Here is a 20,761-nt window from a genome sequence, read left to right on the forward strand (position 1 = left end):
GTCCGCCGCCGCCCAGGTGGCAAACTGTGTGTCGGCTTTCGCGCCATACGCGCACCACTCCGGACCGATAGCGCACGCGTCCCACCCGGTAGGAGCGCTATCTCATACAACGCGACAACCTACATACAGTTTGCCACCTGGGCGGCATATACCGTCCGCTGCCGCTTGACCGGGTACGGGTATTTGAAGTGGGTGAGGCGTTGATTCAGCGAGTTGGCAACGCGCACGAATAAGGGCGTTGCCGCGTGAAGCGTGGGGACGTTGGGGGCCCGTGGGCAAACGTCAAGCGCTGGCGGTGTGAGCCGCTTTCTTTTGCCTACTTTTCTTTGCGGCGGCAAAGAAAAGTAGGTGCCGCCCCGCACAGGGGCGACGCCTGAAGCAAGCTAACAATTCGCGGATGCCAGCGCAAAGCCCCCCAAAAAAGAACCGCACCGCTAGCACAGCAAAACACCGCCCCCGGATCCAGTGCAAAATCAACCAAGACCTACAACACCCAACCAAAAGCAAAAAACAACAAAACAAAAAAGCCGCCCAACACCCGCCGGACGGCTTCATAAACCCTGCCTGGAAGGCAACTCAAACCACTACAGTCTGCGCCTCGCCTTCCTTGCTATCACGCACGACCCCGATCTTCCAGACCTGCTCGCCAGCAGCGGAAAGCAACCCCGTCGCCGTATCCGCGTCAGCGGCAGAAACAATAACCGCCATCCCGATCCCGCAATTGAACACTCGATGCATCTCCGCATCAGCCACCCCGCCATGCTTCTGCAGCCAGGCGAACAGCGGCGGCAGCGGCCACGCACGATGATCCAGCTCGGCCGTCAGGCCTTCCCTGAGCACGCGCGGAATATTCTCCACGAGCCCGCCGCCCGTGATATGCGCCATGCCCTTCACTTCAAGCTGCTGCATCAACGCCAGCAAAGGCTTCACATAAATATGCGTCGGCGCCATCAGCGCATCAGCAAGCGAACGCCCGTCGAAATCGGCATTCAGATCCGGCTGGGCGCGCTCAATGACCTTCCGCACCAGCGAAAAACCATTCGAATGAATACCGCTCGACGCAAGGCCCAGCACCACATCGCCCGGCACGATCTTGCTGCCGTCGATGATCTTGCTCTTTTCCACCGCGCCGACCGCAAAACCCGCCAGGTCGTACTCGCCATCCGGATACATGCCCGGCATTTCGGCCGTTTCGCCGCCGATCAGCGCGCAACCAGCCAGCTCGCAGCCCTGCGCGATGCCCTTCACGACCGTCGCGGCCGTGCCGACATCCAGCTTGCCGCACGCAAAGTAGTCGAGGAAAAACAGCGGCTCGGCACCCTGCACCAGAATGTCGTTGACGCTCATCGCGACGAGATCCTGGCCAACTGTGTCATGCTTGTTCAGCTGGAACGCCAGCTTCAGCTTCGTGCCGACGCCGTCCGTGCCCGATACGAGCACCGGCTCCTTGTACTTCTTCGGCACCTCGAACAGTGCGCCGAACCCACCAATGCCGCCCAGCACGCCGTCGCGCAGCGTCTTCTTGGCAAAGGGCTTGATCGCGTCGACCAGGGCGTCGCCCGCGTCGATGTCCACGCCCGCGTCGCGATACGACAAACCTTGGGCCGAATCAGGGGAATTCGGGGCGGATTTCGGTTGATTCATGGGGGGAGAGCTCGAAGGTCGGTAAAATGCGATTTTACCCGATGCCGGCCGCACGGCTGGAATTTGAGACGCCGACACGACGCCTGGGAAACCCGCTTTGCAGCAAAACAGTCCGATCCTCACGCCGTATCAGCGCCGCGCCTTTATCTGGCTTGCCATTGCGCTCGCCGTCGGCATTCTGCTCTGGCTGTTGAGTCCCGTGCTCACGCCGTTCCTGCTCGGCGCGATCCTCGCGTATATCCTGCAGCCGGGCGTCGCGTGGATGACCCGCCGGCACGTCCCGCGCGGCATCGCCGCACTGCTGATGATCCTGTTCTTCGCCTTGATCGTCACGCTGCTGGGGCTGCTGGTGCTCGGCGTCATCCAGAAGGAAGTGCCGCAACTCAAGCAGCAGGTGCCGTCGTTCTTCTCGCATCTGCATGGCTGGCTGCAGCCCAAGCTGGCGTTGCTGGGCATCATCGATCCGCTCGATTTCGCGAGCATCCGCGACGTGGTGATGGGCCAGCTCGAAGGCAGCGCGCAGACGGTCGTGCTGTATGCGTGGACCTCGATCCGCACCAGCTCGAACGTGATGCTCACGGTGGTCGGCAACGTCGTGATGGTGCCGCTCGTGCTGTTCTATCTGCTGTACGACTGGAATGCGATGCTCGCGCGCCTGCGCGGCTTCGTCCCGCGACGCTTTTTTTCGAAGACCATTCATCTCGCGCGCGACATGGATCACATGCTGTCGCAGTACCTGCGCGGCCAGTTGCTCGTGATGGGCGTGCTCGCTGTGTTCTATGCGGCCGCGCTGTATGTCGCCGGGTTCGAGATCGCGCTGCCCGTCGGCATCTTCACGGGGCTCGCCGTGTTCATTCCGTATATCGGCTTCGCGACAGGCCTCGCGCTCGCGCTCCTCGCCGCCCTGCTGCAATTCGGCGACTGGTACGGGTTCGGCGCCGTCGCGGTGATCTACGGCGTCGGCCAGATACTCGAAAGTTTCTTCCTGACGCCGCGGCTGGTCGGCGAACGGATCGGCCTGCATCCGCTCGCGGTAATCTTCGCGCTGCTTGCGTTCGGCCAGTTGTTCGGTTTTTTCGGCGTGCTGCTCGCGCTGCCCGTCAGCGCGATACTGTCTGTCGCGTTCCGCGAGTTGCGGCAGAGCTATCTGTCCAGTTCGCTTTACAAGAACTGATCGCTTATCGGTTTGCATATCGGTCACTAACGGCTTATTTATTGTGTCGCGCCAATTGACGCTCGATCTCGGCACCCCGCCGCCATCGACATTCGACAACTTCTTCGCCGGCGCCAACGCCGAGCTGGTCACGCGCCTGCGCGAGCTGGACGCGGCGCTCTCGGCCGGCCCGGTCGCGGACCGCACGTTCTACGTCTGGGGCGAGACGGGTAGCGGGCGCACGCATCTGCTGGAGGCGCTCGTGCATGAAGCACCGCCGGGCCACGCGCGCTATGCCGGCCCGCAAAGCAGTCTCGCGGCTTTCGCGTTCGACCCCGCCGTCGCGCTGTATGCAATCGACGACTGTGACCGCCTGTCCGGCGCGCAGCAGATCGCGATGTTCAACCTGTTCAACGAAGTGCGCGCCCATCCGACCAGCGCGCTCGTCGCCGCGGGCAACGCCGCGCCGATGGGCCTCGACGTGCGTGAAGACCTGCGCACGCGGCTCGGCTGGGGCCTCGTGTTCCATGTCGCGCCGCTCGCCGACGACGGCAAGGCGGCCGTTCTGAAGCGCGCGGCGCGCGAGCGCGGCATCAATCTCGCCGACGACGTGCCCGCCTACCTGCTGACCCATTTCCGCCGCGACATGCCAAGTCTGATGGCATTGCTCGATGCGCTCGACCGCTTTTCGCTCGAGCAGAAGCGCGCCGTCACGCTGCCGCTTTTGCGCACCATGCTCGCGTCGCCCGACGGCGCCAGCACTGCGAGCGGCACGGTCGACGCGCCTCGTCGCGCGGCTGCCCAGGCCTCATCATCCGCTTCAAGTAAAATAGTCCCCCATGGCTAACCTCGCTCTCTTCGACCTCGATCACACGCTCATCCCCACCGACAGCGACCACGAATGGGGCCGCTTCATGGTGAAACTCGGCATCGTCGAAGCCGAAAGTTTTGCGCGTGAAAACGATCGCTTCTTTGCCGACTACAGGGCCGGCAAGCTCGACATTCATGCCTATCTGGTCGCGATGCTGACGCCGCTGGCGAAATACCCGCGCTCGCAGCTCAAAACGTGGCACGACCAGTACATGCATGAGGTCATCAAACCCGCCATCGTGCCCGCCGCGATGGAACTGGTGCGCAAGCATCGCGACGCGGGCGACCTGTGCTGCATGGTCACCGCGACCAACGAATTCATCACCGCGCCGATCGCCGAAGTGTTCGGCGTCGAGAAGCTGATCGCGTGCGAAGTGGAGACGGTCGACGGTCACCCCGCATCGGACTACACCGGCTACCCGAAAGGCACGCCGAGCTACCGTGAAGGCAAGATCGTGCGGACGGAAGAATGGCTCGCGTCGATCGGTAAAACATGGTCGGACTTCGAACGCAGCTATTTCTACAGCGATTCGCATAACGACATCCCGCTGCTCGAAAAGGTCACCGACCCGATCGCGACCAACCCGGACGACACGCTACGCGCACATGCCGAAAAGCATGGCTGGCGCATCCTCGAACTCTTTCAACCCTCGTGATCAAGAAACTCATTCGCAAGCTGTTCGGACAGGACGCAGAGCCCGCTGACGAAGTCGCGCCGCCCGCAGAAGCAGACGACTACGCCGTCCCGGAAGAGCGCGCGCACTCCAGCCGCGCAGCCCGTACGTCATCGAAAGGCGCAGCATCGTCGAAAGGCGGGACGCGCCGCAAGCCGGCCCCAGCCGCCGTACCCGAGCCGGACGCGCCCGTCATCATCTCGTCGGAGATTCACGGCATCGACCCGTCGCTGATTTCGCGCAACGCGATCCGCGTGACGGAAGGCCTGCAACAGGCGGGCTTTCGCGCGTTCATCGTGGGCGGCGCCGTGCGCGATCTGCTGCTCGGCATCGCGCCGAAGGACTTCGACGTCGCGACGGACGCCACGCCCGAACAGGTGCAAAAGCTGTTCCGCCGCGCGCGCATCATCGGGCGGCGCTTTCAGATCGTGCACGTGCAGTTCGGCCAGGAAATCATCGAGACATCGACCTTCCGTGCGCTCGTGGACGCCCCGCCCGCTGACGCCGACGCCCCGCCGCCGCGCCGCCTGAAGCGCGACGAACTGGACCGTCGCACGCATGCCGTCGATGCAAGCGGCCGCGTGCTGCGCGACAACGTCTGGGGCGAGCAGCACGAAGACGCCACGCGCCGCGACTTCACCGTCAACGCGATGTATTACGATCCCGCGACGCAAACCGTGCTCGACTATCACAACGGCATGGCCGATGTGCGCGCACGCCTGCTGCGCATGATCGGCGACCCGGCAACGCGCTATCGCGAAGACCCGGTGCGTATGCTGCGCGTCGTGCGCTTCGCCGCGAAGCTCGATTTCGATATCGACGAAGCCACCCGCGCGCCCATCACCGAACTCGCCGATCTCATCAACAACGTGCCCGCCGCGCGGCTGTTCGACGAGATGCTCAAGCTGCTGCTGTCGGGCCACGCGCTCGCGTGCCTGCAGCGTCTGCGCAAGGAAGGGCTGCATCATGGGCTGTTGCCGCTGCTCGACGTCGTGCTCGAACAGCCGCACGGCGAGAAGTTCATCACGCTCGCGCTGAACAACACCGACGCGCGCGTACGCGCCGGCAAGCCGGTTTCGCCGGGCTTCCTGTTCGCCACGCTGCTGTGGCACGACATGCAGCAACGCTGGCAGCAGTACGAGGCGAACGGCGAGTTCCCGGTGCCCGCGCTGCATCGCGCGATGGACGACGTGCTCGACATGCAGACCGAGAAGCTCGCCATTCACAAACGTTTCTCGTCGGACATGCGCGAGATCTGGGGCCTGCAGCATCGACTGGAAAAGCGCTCGGGCCGCAGCGCGCTGAAGTTGCTGGAACACCAAAGATTTAGAGCGGGGTATGATTTCCTCCTGTTGCGCTGCGAATCGGGCGAACTGGATGAGTCGGTCGGTTCGTGGTGGACGGAGTTCATCGAAGGAGACATCGCCGCGCGCGAAGCACTGCTTGCGCAAGGCGGGAAGGACCGGGCGCCCAGAAAACGACGGCGGCGTAGCAGCAACAGCCGAAACCGCAGCAAACAGGGCGACGGAATGGAGGGCGGCACGGCTTCAGGAAACCGCGCAACAGACGATGCGAGCCACGACGGCCCGCATGACGACTGACGCATTTCCGGCGCGCGCCGTCGAACGCAAGTTGCAGGAACTGATGCCATGACGGTTGCCTATCTCGGCCTCGGCGCGAATCTCGGGGATGCGCGCCAGACCCTGAAAGACGCGGTGGTGTGCCTGGCACAACAGCACACCATCACCGTGCTCGCGAAATCGAGCCTTTATCGAACCGCCCCGATCGATGCGAGCGGCGACGATTATCTGAATCTCGTCGTCAAGCTCGACACTACGTTGCCCGTTCGCCATCTGCTCGCGCTGTGTCACAAGATCGAGCATCACTTCGGCCGTGAGCGCCCCTTTCGCAACGCGCCGCGTACGATCGATATCGACATCCTGCTTTACGGCGAACACGCGATCGACGAACCCGATCTGATCGTGCCGCATCCGCGCATGACGGAGCGCGCGTTCGTGCTCGTGCCGCTCGTCGAAATCGAGCCCGCGCTGATCATCCCGCAACGCGGCCGCGCCGATGCGTTTCTGGCTGCCGTCGCCGGGCAGCGTATCGAAAAGATGAAATCCCCGTGCCAGTGCCTCGCGCCCAACACGGCCGAGGCGATCCGCACGCAAGACGCCAGCACCGATATGCCCAAGGGCGGCTGCCCATGAACTCCCTGCCGATGTCCGCCCCGCCGCTCACCGTCACGGCGCCCGACCTGCGTCCGCCGCACGGCTATCTGACGATCGAAGGACCGATCGGTGTCGGCAAGACGTCGCTCGCGCGCCGGCTCGCGCAACGCTGGTCGATGCACGAACTGCTTGAACGCCCGCAGGACAATCCGTTTCTCGAGCGCTTCTATCGCGACACGTCGCGCTATGCGCTGCCCGCGCAACTGAGCTTCGCGCTGCAGCGCGCGCAGCAGGTGCAGGACATCAGCGCGCTGCGCACGGCGGGCACGCCGCTCATCACCGATTTCATGACGCAGAAGAACGACATCTTCGCGCGCCTGACGTTACAGGACGACGAGTACCCGCTGTATCGCGCGCTCGCGGCGAAGCTCGATGTGCCCGGTCCGTCGCCGGATCTGATCATCTATCTGCAGGCCAGTCCCGAAGTGCTGTTCTCGCGCATTCAAAAGCGCGCGGTGCCAATGGAACTGCAGATTTCGGACGCGTACCTGCGCTCGCTGTGCGACGCGTACAACGACTTCTTCTATCACTACGACGGCGCGCCCGTTCTCACGGTCAGCGCCGAACACCTGAATCCGCTCGAATCCGACGCGGACCTTGCATTGCTCGTCGAACGCATCGAAGCGATGCGCGGGCGCAAGGAATTCTTTGTCAAAGGCGGCATGCTATAGCGTCTGGCTGTAGCGTGTAGCCGCATCCCAATGGATCACCCATGACCTATTTGCAGGAGACGAGCCGCAGCGCCGTCACCGTCCCGAAGCTCCAGGCGATGCGTGAAGCGGGTGACAAGATCGTGATGCTCACGTGCTACGACGCAAGCTTCGCGGCGCTGCTCGACCGCGCGGGTGTCGATTCGCTGCTGATCGGCGATTCGCTCGGTAACGTGCTGCAAGGCCAGAGCACGACGCTACCCGTCACGATCGACGAAATCGCGTATCACACGGCCTGTGTCGCGCGTGCGAAGCCCTCCGCGCTGATCGTCGCCGACATGCCGTTCGGCACCTACGGCACGCCCGCCGATGCATTCACGAATGCCGTCAAGCTGATGCAGTCAGGCGCGCAGATGGTGAAGCTCGAAGGCGGCGAGTGGCTCGCGGACACGGTGCGCTTTCTGGTCGAGCGCTCGGTGCCCGTGTGCGGTCACGTCGGGCTCACGCCGCAATCGGTGCACGCGTTCGGCGGCTTCAAGGTGCAAGGCAAGACGGAAGCGGGCGCGGCCCAGTTGCTGCGCGATTCGCGCGCGATGCAGGACGCGGGCGCGCAACTGCTGGTGATGGAAGCGATGCCGACGCTGCTCGCCGCCGAAGTCACGAAGCAGTTGCGCATCCCGACGATCGGCATTGGCGCGGGCGTCGAGTGCTCGGGTCAGGTGCTGGTGCTGCACGACATGCTCGGCATTTTCCCAGGCAAGCGTCCGCGTTTCGTGAAAGATTTCATGCAGGGACAGCCGAGCATTCTCGCAGCCGTCGAGGCGTATGTGCGGGCCGTCAAGGAACGTACGTTCCCGGGGCCTGAGCACACGTTCTGATTAAGCGTGTTCCTGCTGTGTTGCCGGCTCAACCATTCAAGCAATAATCCGCGCCGGCAACACACCGCGTAGCGCATTACAGAGCATCAGCGCTTGCGCATTCGACACATCTTCCCGGGTCAGCACCCGTTCTCCGGCCTGCATGTCGGGATCGTCCAGCAGCACACCACGCATCACGCCCGGCAACACGCCCGACGACAACGGCGGCGTCCACCAGCGTCCATCCAGCTTCACGAAAACGTTTGATCGACCGCCCTCGGTCAGTTCGCCGCGTTCGTTGAAGAACAACGTGTCGAACGCATCGTGCGATTCGGCTTCGCGCCAGCCGCGATCGTATTCCGCGCGACGCGTCGTCTTGTGCAACAGCAGCGGATCGGCTGCCTGCATCGTCGTGAAACCGTGATCGGGACCGAGCAGCACGCCGACCACTTCTTCCGTCAACGGCACGAGCGGCGCACAGGTGATTTCCGCCGCGCCAGCCTTGTCCAGCGTCAGCCGCATCCGGTGCGGCGCGGCGTTGCGCAGCGCCGCGCATTGCGCGACGAGTTGCGCGCGCAGCCTGTCTTCGTCGAATGCGAAGCCCAGCCACCGGGCGCTATGTTCAAGCCGCGCGAAATGCCGATCGAGATGTCGCACGCCGCCTTCGAGCGTCGCATACATCGTTTCGAACAGTTGAAAACCCGGGTCGGCGTCCGTCAGGAAACGTGCTTTCAATTTGCACTCCGCGTATTCGTCTTGCGCCACGCTATCGAGCACGATGCCCGCGCCAATGCCCATTTCGCCGTGCCGTGCTCCGTCGGGTGCGACGGCGCCAAGCGTCAGCGTGCGGATCGCCACCGACAGACAGAAATCGCCACACTGCTTGCCGACTGTCTCGCCGAGATCCGCATGCGCGTCGAGCCAGCCGATTGCGCCCGTGTACAGCCCGCGCGGGGTGGATTCGAGCTGCTCGATCAACTGCATGGTCTTGTGCTTGGGTGCGCCCGTGATGGAGCCGCACGGAAAGAGCGCACGCAGCACCTCGGCAAACGTCGTGCGCGCCTGCAAGGTCGCCGTCACGGTCGACGTCATCTGCCACAGCGACTGATACGGTTCGATCGAAAACAGCGCGGGCGTTTTCACCGTGCCGGTTTCCGCGATCCGTGACAGATCGTTGCGCAGCAGATCGACGATCATCACGTTTTCCGCGCGGTTCTTCGGGTCGCTCGCAAGGAACTCGGCGGCCGCGCGGTCCTGCTGCGCGTCCGTCGAACGCGGCGCAGTGCCCTTCATTGGCCGCGTGCGCAGCAAAGCGCCCTTCTTCTCGACGAACAGTTCCGGCGAGCACGATACGATCCATCGGTCGTCGGGCAACGCGATCAGCGCGCCGTAATGAACCGACTGCCGCGCGCGCAGCCGCCGGAACAACGCGGCGGGCGTGCCGAACACGTCGAAGTACAGCCGGTAGGTGTAGTTGATCTGATAGGAGTCGCCGGCACGCAGCGCGTCGTGAATCGCGCTGATGGCCTGCGTGAACTGCGCTTTGTCGACGCTCGCATGAACCCCGCCGATGCCTGCCACGGAAGGCTCGACGGCCGCGCTGTCGCGAAGCGCGAGCCATGTGTCGACCTCGTCGCGCGACATCTTCCTGCACGTGTCGAACAATAAAAAACGCAGCGTGCCACCGGCACGCTGCGTCTTCTGCTGTAACGCCTGTCCAAATTCGTAATCGGCCAGCACGACGGCGAACAGCCCGCTGTCGATATCGGCCGCAGCCGCCTCGCAGACGGCATCCAGCTGCGCGCGGTCAGTACAAACGTGCTCGCGACGAAACCCCGTGTACAGCCGGCTCGAACGGCGACTCGCAGTCGAATCGCAGTCGTCCAGCAACGCGAACACGGAGCTTCCTTCGTGAGCCGCTGTTTCCTGAGCCGCCATGCATGCCGCCAACTTCAGAGCGCGTTAATCGAAAAAGCTCTTGACGCGGTCGAACCAGCTCTTGCTCTGCGGGCTGTGACGCGCGCCGCCTTCCACGAGCGACTTCTCGAACTGCTGCAGCAGGTCGCGCTGCGCATCCGTGAGCTTGACGGGCGTTTCCACCTGAACATGCACGTACAGATCGCCCGCGATGCTCGAACGCAAACCCTTGATGCCCTTGCCGCGCAGCCGGAACGTCTTGCCCGACTGCGTGCCCTCCGGCACCGTGAAGCTGGCGCGGCCGGCAAGCGTCGGCACTTCGATCTCGCCGCCCAGCGCCGCCTTCGTGAACGGAATCGGCATCTGGCAATGCAGATCGTCGCCGTCGCGCTCGAACACGGCATGCGCCTTGATGTGAATCTCGACGTACAGATCGCCCGACGGACCACCGTTGATGCCCGGCTCGCCGTTGCCCGCCGAACGGATGCGCATACCGTCGTCGATGCCCGCCGGAATCTTCACTTCCAGCGTCTTGGTTTCCTTGGTCTTGCCCGCGCCGTGGCAGTGCGTGCAAGGCTCGGGAATGTAGGTGCCCGTGCCGTGGCACTTCGGACACGTCTGCTGGATGCTGAAGAAACCTTGCGACATCCGCACCGCGCCGGAGCCGTTACAGGTCGGGCAGGTTTCCGGCTTCGTGCCCGGCTTCGCGCCGGAGCCGTGACAGATTTCGCACGACACCCAGCTCGGCACGCGGATCTGCGTGTCGTAGCCGTGCGCGGCCTGCTCGAGCGTGATTTCCATGCTGTAGCGCAGATCCGCGCCGCGATACACCTGCGGACCACCGCGGCCGCTGCGCCCACCCGCCGCTGCCTGGCCGAAGATGTCGCCGAAGATATCGCCGAATGCGTCGGCAAAACCGCCGAAACCTTGGGCGCCCGCACCCGCCATGTTCGGATCGACGCCAGCGTGGCCGTACTGGTCGTACGCTGCACGCTTTTGCGAGTCCGACAACATTTCGTAGGCTTCCTTCACCTCTTTGAAATGCTCTTCCGCATCCTTGTTGCCCGGATTGCGGTCAGGGTGGTGCTTCATCGCGAGCTTGCGATAAGCCTTCTTGATTTCGTCGTCGCTCGCGTTCTTTGCAACGCCCAGAATCTCGTAGTAATCCCGTTTCGCCATATCGGTTCAACGCCATCCGCGCAATGCGGCGCGGCGGCTCCTCTTGAATGCTGGAGTCTCGCGACTCGTAAGGCTCTGGCTTCGACCACAATTACGGGTCAAAAGCCGCGCCCTCCATAAAACAAATGTGCCCGGAGAGCCGAAGGGCTCGCCAGGCGCGTGATCGGTTCAGACGCCGTGCAGGCGCTCAACCCTTTGCAGCCGGGCTGCGCATGGATGACATGCGCAGCCTTGCGGTCGGATAGCAACCCGGCTTAGTCCTTCTTCACTTCCTTGAACTCGGCGTCGACGACGTCGTCGGCCTGCTGGCTTTGGCCCGCCGCTGCTTCCGCACCGGCTGCGCCCGCACCTGCCGCGCCCGCTGCACCTTGCGCCTGCATGTCGGCGTACATCTTTTCGCCGAGCTTCTGCGACGCAGTCGCAACCGTCTCGATCTTGGCTTCGATCGCAGCCTTGTCGCTCGAGCCGCTCTTCAGCGTTTCCTCGAGGTCCTTCAGCGCGGCTTCGATCTTTTCCTTCTCGCCCGCGTCCAGCTTGTCGCCGTACTCGGTGAGCGCCTTCTTCGTGCTATGCACCAGCGCATCGCCCTGGTTGCGGGCGTCGGCCAGTTCACGCAGCTTGTGATCTTCTTCCGCGTTCGCTTCCGCGTCCTTCACCATCTTTTCGATTTCAGCTTCGGACAGACCCGAGTTCGCCTTGATCGTGATGCGGTTTTCCTTGCCCGTCGCCTTGTCCTTCGCGCCGACGTGCAGAATGCCGTTCGCGTCGATGTCGAAGCTCACTTCGATCTGCGGCACGCCGCGCGGTGCGGGAGGAATGCCTTCGAGGTTGAACTCGCCCAGCAGCTTGTTGCCCGCCGCCATTTCGCGCTCGCCCTGGAACACCTTGATCGTCACGGCCGACTGGTTGTCGTCCGCCGTCGAATACACCTGAGCGTGCTTCGTCGGGATCGTGGTGTTCTTGTTGATCATCTTCGTCATCACGCCGCCGAGCGTTTCAATGCCCAGCGACAGCGGCGTCACGTCCAGCAGCAGCACGTCCTTGCGGTCGCCCGACAGCACCTGACCTTGAATAGCTGCGCCGACAGCAACGGCTTCGTCCGGGTTCACGTCACGGCGCGGGTCCTTGCCGAAGAACTCCTTCACCTTTTCCTGCACCTTCGGCATACGCGTCTGGCCGCCGACGAGAATCACGTCGTCGATTTCACCGACCTTCACGCCTGCATCCTTGATCGCGACGCGGCACGGTTCGATGGTGCGCTCGATCAGGTCTTCGACCAGCGCTTCCAGCTTGGCGCGCGTGATCTTCAGGTTCAAGTGCTTCGGACCCGATGCGTCCGCCGTGATATACGGCAGGTTGATTTCCGTCTGCTGACCCGACGACAGCTCGATCTTCGCCTTTTCAGCCGCTTCCTTCAGGCGTTGCAGCGCGAGCACGTCCTTCGACAGATCGACGCCTTGCTCTTTCTTGAACTCGCCGATGATGTAGTCGATGATGCGCTGGTCGAAGTCTTCACCGCCGAGGAACGTGTCGCCGTTCGTCGACAGCACTTCGAACTGCATTTCGCCGTCGACGTCCGCGATTTCGATGATCGAAATGTCGAACGTGCCGCCGCCCAGGTCGAACACCGCGATCTTGCGGTCGCCCTTTTCAGCCTTGTCCAGACCGAAGGCGAGCGCAGCAGCCGTCGGTTCGTTGATGATCCGCTTCACGTCCAGACCGGCGATGCGGCCCGCGTCTTTGGTTGCCTGACGCTGGCTGTCGTTGAAGTACGCCGGGACCGTGATGACGGCTTCCGTGACCGTCTCGCCGAGATAGTCTTCGGCCGTTTTCTTCATCTTGCGCAGCACTTCAGCGGAGATCTGCGACGGCGCCAGCTTTTGACCGTGCGCTTCGACCCAAGCGTCGCCGTTGTCGTGCTTGACGATCTTGTAGGGCATCAGGCCGATGTCCTTCTGCACTTCTTTTTCTTCGAAGCGGCGGCCGATCAGGCGCTTGACCGCGTACAGCGTGTTCTTCGGGTTGGTGACCGATTGACGCTTGGCGGGCGCGCCGACGAGGACTTCGTTGTCGTCCATATAAGCGATGATCGACGGCGTGGTGCGCGCACCTTCCGAGTTCTCGATCACCTTGACCTGATTGCCTTCCATCAGCGCCACGCACGAATTGGTGGTGCCGAGGTCGATGCCGATGATTTTGCCCATTTTTACTAATCTCCTGACTTTGATCGCTGCGGGCATTGCTGGCTGGCCGATCCGGCCACCGGGCGTCCCGCCCTGAAATTCATCCTGCACTCAACATAAGTGCAGCCGCACCGTTTTCAAGACCCCTAATCCAATGCGGTCATTAAATTTTTCCAATCGGTTTATCCGTCGATTGAGCCCGCCGCCCCTGCGACGGGTGCGTCTGCACCGGTTGCCCCTGCGACGGCCGGGCGGATTTTCGCACGAGCCGCGGCCACGGCCGCTTCGAATTGCGCCAGTCCATGCCAGCCCGTCGCCCTTCCGAGGCGCTTGCCACGGTGAAAAAAGAACCATGACGGCACGCCATGCAGCAGGAAGCGCCGCCCCAGCTCGCGATGCTCATAGACATTGCTGTGAAACCAGCGCAGGCCGAGCGCACGGATCGCGTCCGGCTGCGAGAGCATTGCCTTCTTGGCGATTTCGCAGTTGAAGCAGTCCAGCCCCCAGAAGAACACCACGGCCAGATCGTCGCCCGCCGACTGGATGCCGGCGTCGAAGGTATCGGCGCTAAGCGCCTGCATGTCGAAGGCCGCGAATGCGGTGCCGTCGACAGGAATGCCGGCCATGACAGCGCGAAGACCGCTTACTTCGGCGCCGCGACCGTGACCAGCGCCGGACGCAGCACGCGGTCGGCGATCACATAGCCTTTTTGCAGCACGGCGACCACGGTGTTCGGCTCCTGGTCGGCCGGGACCATCGAAATGGCCTGATGGCGATGCGGATCGAACTTCTCGCCAACGGGATTCAAAGCAACGACCTTGCCCTTCTCCAGCGCGCCCGTCAGCTGGCGCAGCGTCAACTCGACGCCCTCGCGGACCTTCACGAGATCGTCGGACGAGTGCGCGACGGCAGCTTCGAGGCTGTCGACGACGGGCAGCAGATGTTCGGCAAAGCTCTCGATGGCGAACTTGTGTGCCTTCGCGACGTCTTCCTGACCGCGGCGGCGCACGTTTTCCGTCTCCGCTTTCGCGCGCAGGAAGTTTTCCTGCATTTCAGCCAGCTTCGCCTGCGTTTCGGCCAATGCGGCTTCGACGCCGGACGTTTCGGCTTGCGGTTCGCCGGCAGCTACGTCCGGCTGTTGCGCCTGAGCCTGCGGCTCGCCCGATGCGGCCTCTGCGGCCTGGCGCGCGGCTTCGTCGGCGGGCGTGGGATTCTGGCTCGTCGGATTCTCTTGCGTGTTTTCCATGTCGCTGAAATTCAAATAGATATGGCCAAAAAACGGCGGCAGTTTAACGGGACTCGCTCGATGAGCGTTGTGCCAATACAACATGCCGGCCGCGCATCAACGGTGCAGGTAAGGGTGCGCACGCCGTATTTCAAGGCTCCCGCGGATGCTTTTTGCACCTTGCAGGGGCCCGGAAATCTGGCGTAACAAGCATGGCGAGCGCGGCATCATATTGAGATTGAGCGCACTGCGCGAGTGTCCTAAACTCAACTCAGGCGTCCGAAAAGGCACGTTAACCCTAATCTGACGTACGGCTTACTACCAGCTGAATCGCCCGTTTCCGCTTGCAATCTCCATGGGGGAGTACCGTGAAACTGACCTTCGCTATATCGGTGGTCGCATTGGTACTTATCGCAGGCACCACGACCATCTGCATGTCCGGCGTCGTCAACGAGCACACCACTGAATATGGTGGCGTTCATGCGACGATGGAACAGCTGTTCAACCCTCACGCGAAAATTTGTCGATGACGCGTCTGTCGCGCTTGGTCGGCCGCCCGTGCAATTCGGCGGCCGGCTCGCGATAGGTCTTGCGCCGCTCGTTTTCCTGCTGCCGCTTCTGCTTTCCCTCTTCGGTTTCCACGTAAAGCGTCTGCGCGACGCTCGCTGGTCCGCGCACGTCGCACACGCCGAGCACCTGGATCTGCCACACGATCCGTTCGATCTCGATCTCGACCAGATCGCCGACCCGCACATCCTTGGCCGGCTTCACACTTGCGCCGCCGATCCGCACCCGGCCTTTCTCGACGGCATCGGTTGCCAGCGAACGCGTCTTGAAGAAGCGCGCCGCCCACAACCATTTGTCGATGCGCAAGCGAGCGCCCGGTTCGGTGGAAATCTTGTAGTTCATCAGTCCTTCTTCAGGCGTTTCCAGACGCCATGAGCCGATACACGAATGCAGATTGCATGCCGGACGCGGAAAAGTTCAGGCAACAGACGCGCTTTGCGGCGCGCTCACCTGCACCGGCCAGCCTTGCAGGTGCTGCGCGACGATCTCGCCGAGCGCCGCGATCCACGCAGGCGATGCGTTCAGGCAAGGAATGGCGTGAAAAACTTTCCCGCCCGCGTGCACGAATTCGTCACGCACTTCCATGCCGATTTCCTCGATAGTCTCCAGGCAATCCGCCGTAAAGCCCGGACAGAACACGTCCGCGCGATGCACGCCCGCCGCGCCCAGTTCCTTGAGCGTCGGCGCCGTGTAGGGCTGTAGCCATTCGGCCTTACCGAAGCGCGACTGGAACGTCACGCGGCACTCCACAGTTGTGAGCCCGAGCGCGTGCATCAGCAACGACGCCGTCTGCTGACATTGCTCGTGATACGGATCGCCCAGGTCGAGCGTGCGCTTGGGTACGCCGTGGAAACTCAGTACCAGCTTGTCGCCCGCCGCGAAGTCCGGGCGGCCGTGTACATGCCAGTAATGGTTCACCTGCGCCGCGAGCGCCGAGATATAGGCGGGATGATCCGCGTACTGGCGCACGGTGCGGATCTCCGGCTGGTTGCGCATCCGCTTGAGCGCAGCGAATGCGTCGTCGAAAGCCGTGGCCGTGGTCGACGACGAATACTGCGGATACATCGGCATCAGCAGGATGCGTTCGGCGCCCGCCAGCTTCAGCTGGTTGAGCATGGCGGGAATGCCGGGCGTGCCGTAACGCATCGCATAGTCGACGATCACCGTGTAGTCGTTCACGTGCAGCAGATGCCGCAGCCCTTCGACCTGCTTTTCCGTATGCACGCGCAACGGCGAGCCTTCAGGCATCCAGACGGCGGCGTACTTCTTCGCCGAGGCGATGCCGCGAAACGGCAGGATCAGCAGCCGCAGGATGATTTGCCACACGAACGACGGGATCTCGACCACGCGCGGATCGGACAGAAACTGCGCGAGATAGCGCCGCACGGCGCGAGGCGTCGGCGCATCGGGCGTTCCGAGGTTGATCAGCAACACGGCGACACGATGTGCCGCAGCATTCTGCGAGGGCCGCTCGAGGTCGAAGCGCATAGGCAAGAAAAAGAGCCGTGCAGGCGCGCGGCACGTAATGAATCGGGAAGCCCATTATAGCGGGGCGGTCTGCCGCCGATACCTGGCCGTTCGGCCAATTGGCACGGCGAAAAACGCCGCGCATGATGAACACCATGCCGGACTCGGCGCTACCCCTGGCTGAGCGTCATCGAAAGCAGTCGCGCGGTGATGTCGACAATGGGAATCACGCGGTTGTAGGCCATGCGCGTCGGGCCGATCACGCCGAGCGTGCCGACAATCTTGCCGTTCACCTCGTACGGCGCGGTCACCACGCTCATTTCCTCGATCGGGACGAGGTTCGACTCGCCGCCAATGAAAATCTGCACGCCTTGCGCGTGGCTCGACACGTCGAGCAACTGAAGGAGACTCGTCTTTTGATCGAATACATCGAACAGCTTGCGCAGCCGCGCCATGTCCGACGAAAGGTCGGCCACTTCGAGCAGATTGCGCTCGCCGGAAATCAGCACGGTTTCGCCCGTATCCGTGACGTCCGTGCTCGCGGTGACGGCCGCGTGCATCAGCGTGGTCATGTCGCCGCGCAGTTCGTCGATTTCCTCGCGCAGACGCAGGCGCACCTCGTCGAACGACAGGCCCGCGAAGTGCGCGTTGATGTAATTGGAGGCTTCCGTGAGCTGCGACGGCGAGAAATCGCGCTGCGTCGCCATGATGCGGTTCTGCACGTCGCCTTCCGGCGTCACGATGATCAGCAGGATGCGCTTGTCGGACAGGCGCAGAAATTCGATCTGCTTGAACACATGGCTGCGGCGCGGCGTCAGGATCACGCCCGCGAACTGCGACAGGTTGGACAGCACGCTCGCGGCGGCCGCGACCACTTTCTGCGGCTCGCCCGGCTGCAGCGTGGTCTTCACTGCGCGCATCACGGCGTCTTCGTCGGCGGCCGACTCGACGGTGAGCATGGTGTCGACAAAAAGCCGGTAGCCGCGCGGCGTCGGAATGCGTCCCGCCGACGTATGCGGACTGATGACGAGCCCCAGTTCCTCGAGATCGGACATCACGTTGCGGATCGTCGCCGGGCTGAGTTCGAGCCCCGAGTACCGCGAAAGCGTGCGCGAGCCGACCGGCTGACCTTCGGCGATATACCGCTCGATCAGCGTTTTCAGAAGGGTTTGTGCTCGAGGATCTAGCATGGCGAAAAATTTTAGCGTAACCACCGGATGGCGGCGAGCGCGCGGCGGCACGAGGCGCGGCGGCTCGACAGCCTTGCGCGCCCTGCGCGGCACCCCGCCCACGCTGAAGCCACATCGCATGAGTCCGGACAGTCGTCACGTCTGTCATGAGGACTTCACCATTCTAACGATAATCCGGCGAAGGCTGGCCGGCATCGCGCGGCCGTCGCGCGTCAGCCCCCACGGGCGTGCCGCCGCGTTCCACGGTTCTTTTCAGGTCCCACCTATGGTGTAATGCCGGCATGCAAGCTAATAGCCAGTTCAAGACCGTCGCGCTCATCGGGCGCAGCAATACGCCGGGCATCGGGGAACCGCTGACCGCGCTCGCCGCGTGCATCGGCAAGCTCGGTCTCGACGTCGTGTTCGAGGCGGAAACCGCCCAGGAAATCGGCGTGACGCAATGGCCTGCGCTGCGTCCGGCGGAGATCGGCGCGCGCGCGGACGTTGCCATCGTGCTTGGCGGCGACGGCACGATGCTCGGCATCGGCCGCCAGCTGGCGCCATACCGGACGCCCCTGATCGGCATCAACCACGGGCGGCTCGGCTTCATCACCGACATCCCGTTCACCGACATGCGCGAGATTATCCCGCAGATGCTGTCGGGCACCTTCGAGCGCGAAGAGCGCACGCTGCTCGAATCGAGGATCATGCGCGACGGCCAGCCCATCTACCACGCGCTCGCATTCAACGACGTCGTCGTGAACCGCTCGGGCTTTTCGGGTATGGCGGAACTGCGCGTCTCCGTGGATGGCCGCTTCATGTACAACCAGCGCTCGGACGGGCTGATCGTCGCGACGCCGACGGGCTCGACGGCTTATGCGCTCTCGTCGCAAGGGCCGATTCTGCACCCGCAGCTGCAGGGCCTCGTGCTCGTGCCGATCGCTCCGCATGCGTTGTCGAACCGCCCTATCGTGATCCCGGACGACTCCAAGGTCAGCATCCAGATCATCTCGGGCCGCGACGTCAACGTGAACTTCGACATGCAGTCGTTCACCGCGCTGGAACTGAACGACACGATCGACGTGCGCCGCTCGCGCCATACCGTGCCTTTCCTGCATCCTGTCGGCTACAGCTATTACGCGACGCTGCGCAAGAAGCTGCACTGGAACGAATATCCGTCGCACGAAGACGATCCACGCGACTGAATATCTGCCAGCGCGGCCTGCTGCAAGTCCGAGCGTAACGAAAACACACCACACCAACTCACGCCAGCCACGCCACACAGACGAGCCATGCTCCGCCACCTCTCGATACGCGACTTCGTCATCGTCGCCGCGCTCGACCTTGAATTCGACAGCGGCTTCACAGTCTTTTCCGGCGAAACGGGTGCCGGCAAATCCATTCTCATCGACGCGCTGGCGCTGGCGCTCGGCGCACGCGCCGACGCGAGCGTCGTGCGCAACGGCGAGGCGCGCGCGGACATCACGGCCGAATTCGACACGCATCCGCTCGTCGACGCGTGGCTCGACGAACAGGCCCTCTCCGCCAGCGAGACGGAGCACGGCAACACGGTGATGCTGCGCCGCGTGGTGGACGGCAACGGCCGCTCGCGCGCGTTCATCAACGGCACGGCGGCGACGCTCACGCAACTGCGCGAAGTCGGCGAAATGCTCGTCGATATTCACGGCCAGCACGCGCATCAACTGCTGATGCGGCCCGACGCGCAGCGCGAACTGTTCGACACGCATGCCGGGCTGCTCGACACGAAGGCCGCCGTCACCCGCGCATGGCGTAGCTGGCGCGACGCGGCGCAGGCCGTCGAGACCGCGCAGAGCAAGGATCGCGAACTGCAACTCGAACGCGAGCGTCTGGCATGGCAGCTCGCGGAACTCGACAAGCTCTCGCCGCAGCCCGGCGAGTGGGAAGAAGTCAACGTCGAGCACCGGCGGCTGTCGCATTCGGCGAATCTGATCGACGGTGTGCAAGGTGCGCTGTCGGCGCTGTCCGAATCGGACGAGGCGATGCTCGGTCATTTGTCGTCCGTCATCTCGAAGGTGCGCGATCTCGCCGAGATCGATCCGGCGCTGAACGACGCCCTCGCCGCGCTCGAACCCGCCGAAATCCAGTTACAGGAAGCGGCGTATTCCCTGAGCCACTACGCGCAGCGGCTGGAACTCGATCCCGACAGGCTCGCCCAGGTCGAGAAGCGCCTGGACGCGCTGCACTCGGCGGCCCGCAAATTCCGGCTGCAACCAGAAACATTGCCCCAGGAACACGAAGAGCGCCGCGCGCAACTCGCGAAACTCGACGCCGCCGCCGACCTCGACGCGCTGCGCGCCGCCGAAGCGAAGGCGAAAGACGCGTATCTCGCCGACGCCAAGGTGCTGTCGAAGGCCCGCGCGAAGGCCGCGAAGGCGCTGGGCGCCGCAGTGACGACGGGCATGCAGGAACTGTCGATGGCAGGCGGCAGCTTCGAAGTCGCGCTGGTGCCGCTGCCCGACGGCGGCGCGCATGGCATGGAGCAGGTCGAATTCCGCGTCGCCGGCCACGCGGGCGTGCCGTTGCGGCCGCTGGCGAAGGTGGCCTCTGGCGGCGAACTGGCGCGTATCAGTCTCGCGCTCTCGGTGATCGCAAGCGCGGCCAGCCCGACGCCGACGCTGATTTTCGACGAAGTGGACACGGGGATCGGCGGCGGTGTCGCGGAAGTGGTCGGGCGCCTGTTGCATCAGCTCGGCGAGCAGCGCCAGGTGCTGTGCGTGACGCACCTGCCGCAGGTCGCGGCGCGCGGCGATCATCACTTCCAGGTCGCAAAGAGCAGCAAGGGCAAGAACGGCACGGTCAGCACGGTGACGTCGCTGGACAAGTCGAGCCGTATCGAGGAAGTCGCGCGCATGCTGGGCGGCCTGGAAATCACGGCCACCACGCGCAAGCACGCCAAGGAAATGCTCACCACGGCGTAAAGCGCCCGCCAG

At 63.6% G+C, this 20,761-nt stretch carries 19 protein-coding genes; 10 read left to right on the forward strand and 9 right to left on the reverse strand.

Translation table 11 applies throughout. The features are described 5' to 3' along the window. Positions 1-576: 576 nt before the first annotated feature. On the reverse strand, positions 577-1,644 hold the full coding sequence (gene purM / locus C2L66_RS13135; protein WP_060599716.1) for a phosphoribosylformylglycinamidine cyclo-ligase: 1,068 nt from the start codon (positions 1,642-1,644) through the stop codon (positions 577-579). A 97-nt stretch (positions 1,645-1,741) separates the two neighbouring features. On the opposite strand from purM, the gene C2L66_RS13140 reads away from it, so the two are divergent. Genes C2L66_RS13140 through panB form a run of 7 tightly spaced genes read left to right on the forward strand, consistent with a single transcriptional unit; the run spans position 1,742 to position 8,103 of the window. Continuing rightward, on the forward strand, positions 1,742-2,818 hold the full coding sequence (locus tag C2L66_RS13140; RefSeq protein WP_054928897.1) for an AI-2E family transporter: 1,077 nt from the start codon (positions 1,742-1,744) through the stop codon (positions 2,816-2,818). A 43-nt stretch (positions 2,819-2,861) separates the two neighbouring features. Then, positions 2,862-3,644: a DnaA regulatory inactivator Hda gene (gene hda / locus C2L66_RS13145; RefSeq protein WP_054928898.1), complete on the forward strand. Its 783-nt coding sequence runs from the start codon at positions 2,862-2,864 to the stop codon at positions 3,642-3,644. Continuing rightward, positions 3,637-4,323: a histidinol-phosphatase gene (locus C2L66_RS13150; RefSeq protein ID WP_054928899.1), complete on the forward strand. Its 687-nt coding sequence runs from the start codon at positions 3,637-3,639 to the stop codon at positions 4,321-4,323. Before hda ends, C2L66_RS13150 begins: the two co-directional genes overlap by 8 nt. Beyond that, entirely contained in the window at positions 4,320-5,942 is a 1,623-nt protein-coding gene (gene pcnB, locus C2L66_RS13155) for a polynucleotide adenylyltransferase PcnB (protein WP_060599715.1), read from the forward strand. Before C2L66_RS13150 ends, pcnB begins: the two co-directional genes overlap by 4 nt. 48 nt (positions 5,943-5,990) lie before the next feature. Then, the gene (gene folK / locus C2L66_RS13160) at positions 5,991-6,554 is read left to right on the forward strand and encodes a 2-amino-4-hydroxy-6-hydroxymethyldihydropteridine diphosphokinase (protein ID WP_054928901.1); all 564 of its coding nucleotides are present in this window, start codon (positions 5,991-5,993) and stop codon (positions 6,552-6,554) included. Between the two features lie 11 nt (positions 6,555-6,565). Then, on the forward strand, positions 6,566-7,246 hold the full coding sequence (locus C2L66_RS13165; RefSeq protein ID WP_036003941.1) for a deoxynucleoside kinase: 681 nt from the start codon (positions 6,566-6,568) through the stop codon (positions 7,244-7,246). A 41-nt stretch (positions 7,247-7,287) separates the two neighbouring features. After that, entirely contained in the window at positions 7,288-8,103 is an 816-nt protein-coding gene (gene panB, locus C2L66_RS13170; protein WP_054928902.1) for a 3-methyl-2-oxobutanoate hydroxymethyltransferase, read from the forward strand. A 36-nt stretch (positions 8,104-8,139) separates the two neighbouring features. On the opposite strand, the gene pabB is transcribed toward panB, so the two are convergent. The 5 genes from pabB to grpE all read right to left on the reverse strand — a co-directional run bounded on the left by pabB (position 8,140) and on the right by grpE (position 14,607). Then, positions 8,140-10,020, reverse strand: coding sequence for an aminodeoxychorismate synthase component I (gene pabB, locus C2L66_RS13175; RefSeq protein ID WP_060599714.1), 1,881 nt, complete (start codon positions 10,018-10,020; stop codon positions 8,140-8,142). 24 nt (positions 10,021-10,044) lie between these two features. Next, a complete protein-coding gene (gene dnaJ, locus C2L66_RS13180; protein ID WP_060599713.1) occupies positions 10,045-11,178 on the reverse strand; it encodes a molecular chaperone DnaJ in 1,134 nt (377 codons plus the stop codon). A 254-nt stretch (positions 11,179-11,432) separates the two neighbouring features. Next, positions 11,433-13,382: a molecular chaperone DnaK gene (gene dnaK / locus C2L66_RS13185; RefSeq protein ID WP_060599712.1), complete on the reverse strand. Its 1,950-nt coding sequence runs from the start codon at positions 13,380-13,382 to the stop codon at positions 11,433-11,435. A 161-nt stretch (positions 13,383-13,543) separates the two neighbouring features. Further along, entirely contained in the window at positions 13,544-13,987 is a 444-nt protein-coding gene (locus tag C2L66_RS13190) for a thioredoxin family protein (protein WP_054928904.1), read from the reverse strand. 17 nt (positions 13,988-14,004) lie between these two features. Further along, a complete protein-coding gene (gene grpE / locus C2L66_RS13195) occupies positions 14,005-14,607 on the reverse strand; it encodes a nucleotide exchange factor GrpE (RefSeq protein ID WP_060599711.1) in 603 nt (200 codons plus the stop codon). Between the two features lie 347 nt (positions 14,608-14,954). Here grpE and C2L66_RS41240 point away from each other — a divergent pair, with 347 nt between their 5' ends. Continuing rightward, positions 14,955-15,116: a hypothetical protein gene (locus C2L66_RS41240; protein WP_165489460.1), complete on the forward strand. Its 162-nt coding sequence runs from the start codon at positions 14,955-14,957 to the stop codon at positions 15,114-15,116. Here the strand turns inward: C2L66_RS41240 and C2L66_RS13200 are convergent. From C2L66_RS13200 to hrcA, 3 genes are all read right to left on the reverse strand, one after another. Continuing rightward, complete coding sequence (locus C2L66_RS13200) at positions 15,088-15,495, reverse strand: RNA-binding S4 domain-containing protein (RefSeq protein ID WP_054928906.1); 408 nt, start codon at positions 15,493-15,495, stop codon at positions 15,088-15,090. The two genes, C2L66_RS41240 and C2L66_RS13200, sit on opposite strands and share 29 nt — an antisense overlap. Before the next feature lie 75 nt (positions 15,496-15,570). Next, complete coding sequence (gene hemH / locus C2L66_RS13205) at positions 15,571-16,641, reverse strand: ferrochelatase (protein ID WP_060599710.1); 1,071 nt, start codon at positions 16,639-16,641, stop codon at positions 15,571-15,573. Between the two features lie 149 nt (positions 16,642-16,790). After that, the gene (gene hrcA / locus C2L66_RS13210) at positions 16,791-17,810 is read right to left on the reverse strand and encodes a heat-inducible transcriptional repressor HrcA (RefSeq protein ID WP_036002823.1); all 1,020 of its coding nucleotides are present in this window, start codon (positions 17,808-17,810) and stop codon (positions 16,791-16,793) included. A gap of 281 nt (positions 17,811-18,091) precedes the next feature. Between hrcA and C2L66_RS13215 the strand changes: the two genes are divergently transcribed. Together C2L66_RS13215 and recN are read left to right on the forward strand one after the other, a co-directional pair. Next, entirely contained in the window at positions 18,092-18,994 is a 903-nt protein-coding gene (locus tag C2L66_RS13215) for an NAD kinase (RefSeq protein WP_054928908.1), read from the forward strand. 87 nt (positions 18,995-19,081) lie between these two features. Further along, entirely contained in the window at positions 19,082-20,749 is a 1,668-nt protein-coding gene (gene recN / locus C2L66_RS13220; protein ID WP_060599709.1) for a DNA repair protein RecN, read from the forward strand. Positions 20,750-20,761 lie beyond the last annotated feature (12 nt).

The sequence above is a fragment of the Paraburkholderia caribensis genome, from assembly GCF_002902945.1.
Taxonomy (GTDB): domain Bacteria; phylum Pseudomonadota; class Gammaproteobacteria; order Burkholderiales; family Burkholderiaceae; genus Paraburkholderia; species Paraburkholderia caribensis.

Excerpts from the sequence above, each read along its gene's own strand:
- purM (WP_060599716.1), bottom strand. The coding sequence starts at position 1,644 with ATGAATCAACCGAAATCCGCCCCGAATTCCCCTGATTCGGCCCAAGGT.
- C2L66_RS13150 (WP_054928899.1), top strand. The coding sequence starts at position 3,637 with ATGGCTAACCTCGCTCTCTTCGACCTCGATCACACGCTCATCCCCACC.
- folK (WP_054928901.1), top strand. The coding sequence starts at position 5,991 with ATGACGGTTGCCTATCTCGGCCTCGGCGCGAATCTCGGGGATGCGCGC.
- C2L66_RS13165 (WP_036003941.1), top strand. The coding sequence starts at position 6,566 with ATGTCCGCCCCGCCGCTCACCGTCACGGCGCCCGACCTGCGTCCGCCG.
- panB (WP_054928902.1), top strand. The coding sequence starts at position 7,288 with ATGACCTATTTGCAGGAGACGAGCCGCAGCGCCGTCACCGTCCCGAAG.
- pabB (WP_060599714.1), bottom strand. The coding sequence starts at position 10,020 with ATGGCGGCTCAGGAAACAGCGGCTCACGAAGGAAGCTCCGTGTTCGCG.
- dnaJ (WP_060599713.1), bottom strand. The coding sequence starts at position 11,178 with ATGGCGAAACGGGATTACTACGAGATTCTGGGCGTTGCAAAGAACGCG.
- dnaK (WP_060599712.1), bottom strand. The coding sequence starts at position 13,382 with ATGGGCAAAATCATCGGCATCGACCTCGGCACCACCAATTCGTGCGTG.
- C2L66_RS13190 (WP_054928904.1), bottom strand. The coding sequence starts at position 13,987 with ATGGCCGGCATTCCTGTCGACGGCACCGCATTCGCGGCCTTCGACATG.
- grpE (WP_060599711.1), bottom strand. The coding sequence starts at position 14,607 with ATGGAAAACACGCAAGAGAATCCGACGAGCCAGAATCCCACGCCCGCC.
- C2L66_RS13200 (WP_054928906.1), bottom strand. The coding sequence starts at position 15,495 with ATGAACTACAAGATTTCCACCGAACCGGGCGCTCGCTTGCGCATCGAC.
- hemH (WP_060599710.1), bottom strand. The coding sequence starts at position 16,641 with ATGCGCTTCGACCTCGAGCGGCCCTCGCAGAATGCTGCGGCACATCGT.
- hrcA (WP_036002823.1), bottom strand. The coding sequence starts at position 17,810 with ATGCTAGATCCTCGAGCACAAACCCTTCTGAAAACGCTGATCGAGCGG.
- C2L66_RS13215 (WP_054928908.1), top strand. The coding sequence starts at position 18,092 with ATGCAAGCTAATAGCCAGTTCAAGACCGTCGCGCTCATCGGGCGCAGC.
- recN (WP_060599709.1), top strand. The coding sequence starts at position 19,082 with ATGCTCCGCCACCTCTCGATACGCGACTTCGTCATCGTCGCCGCGCTC.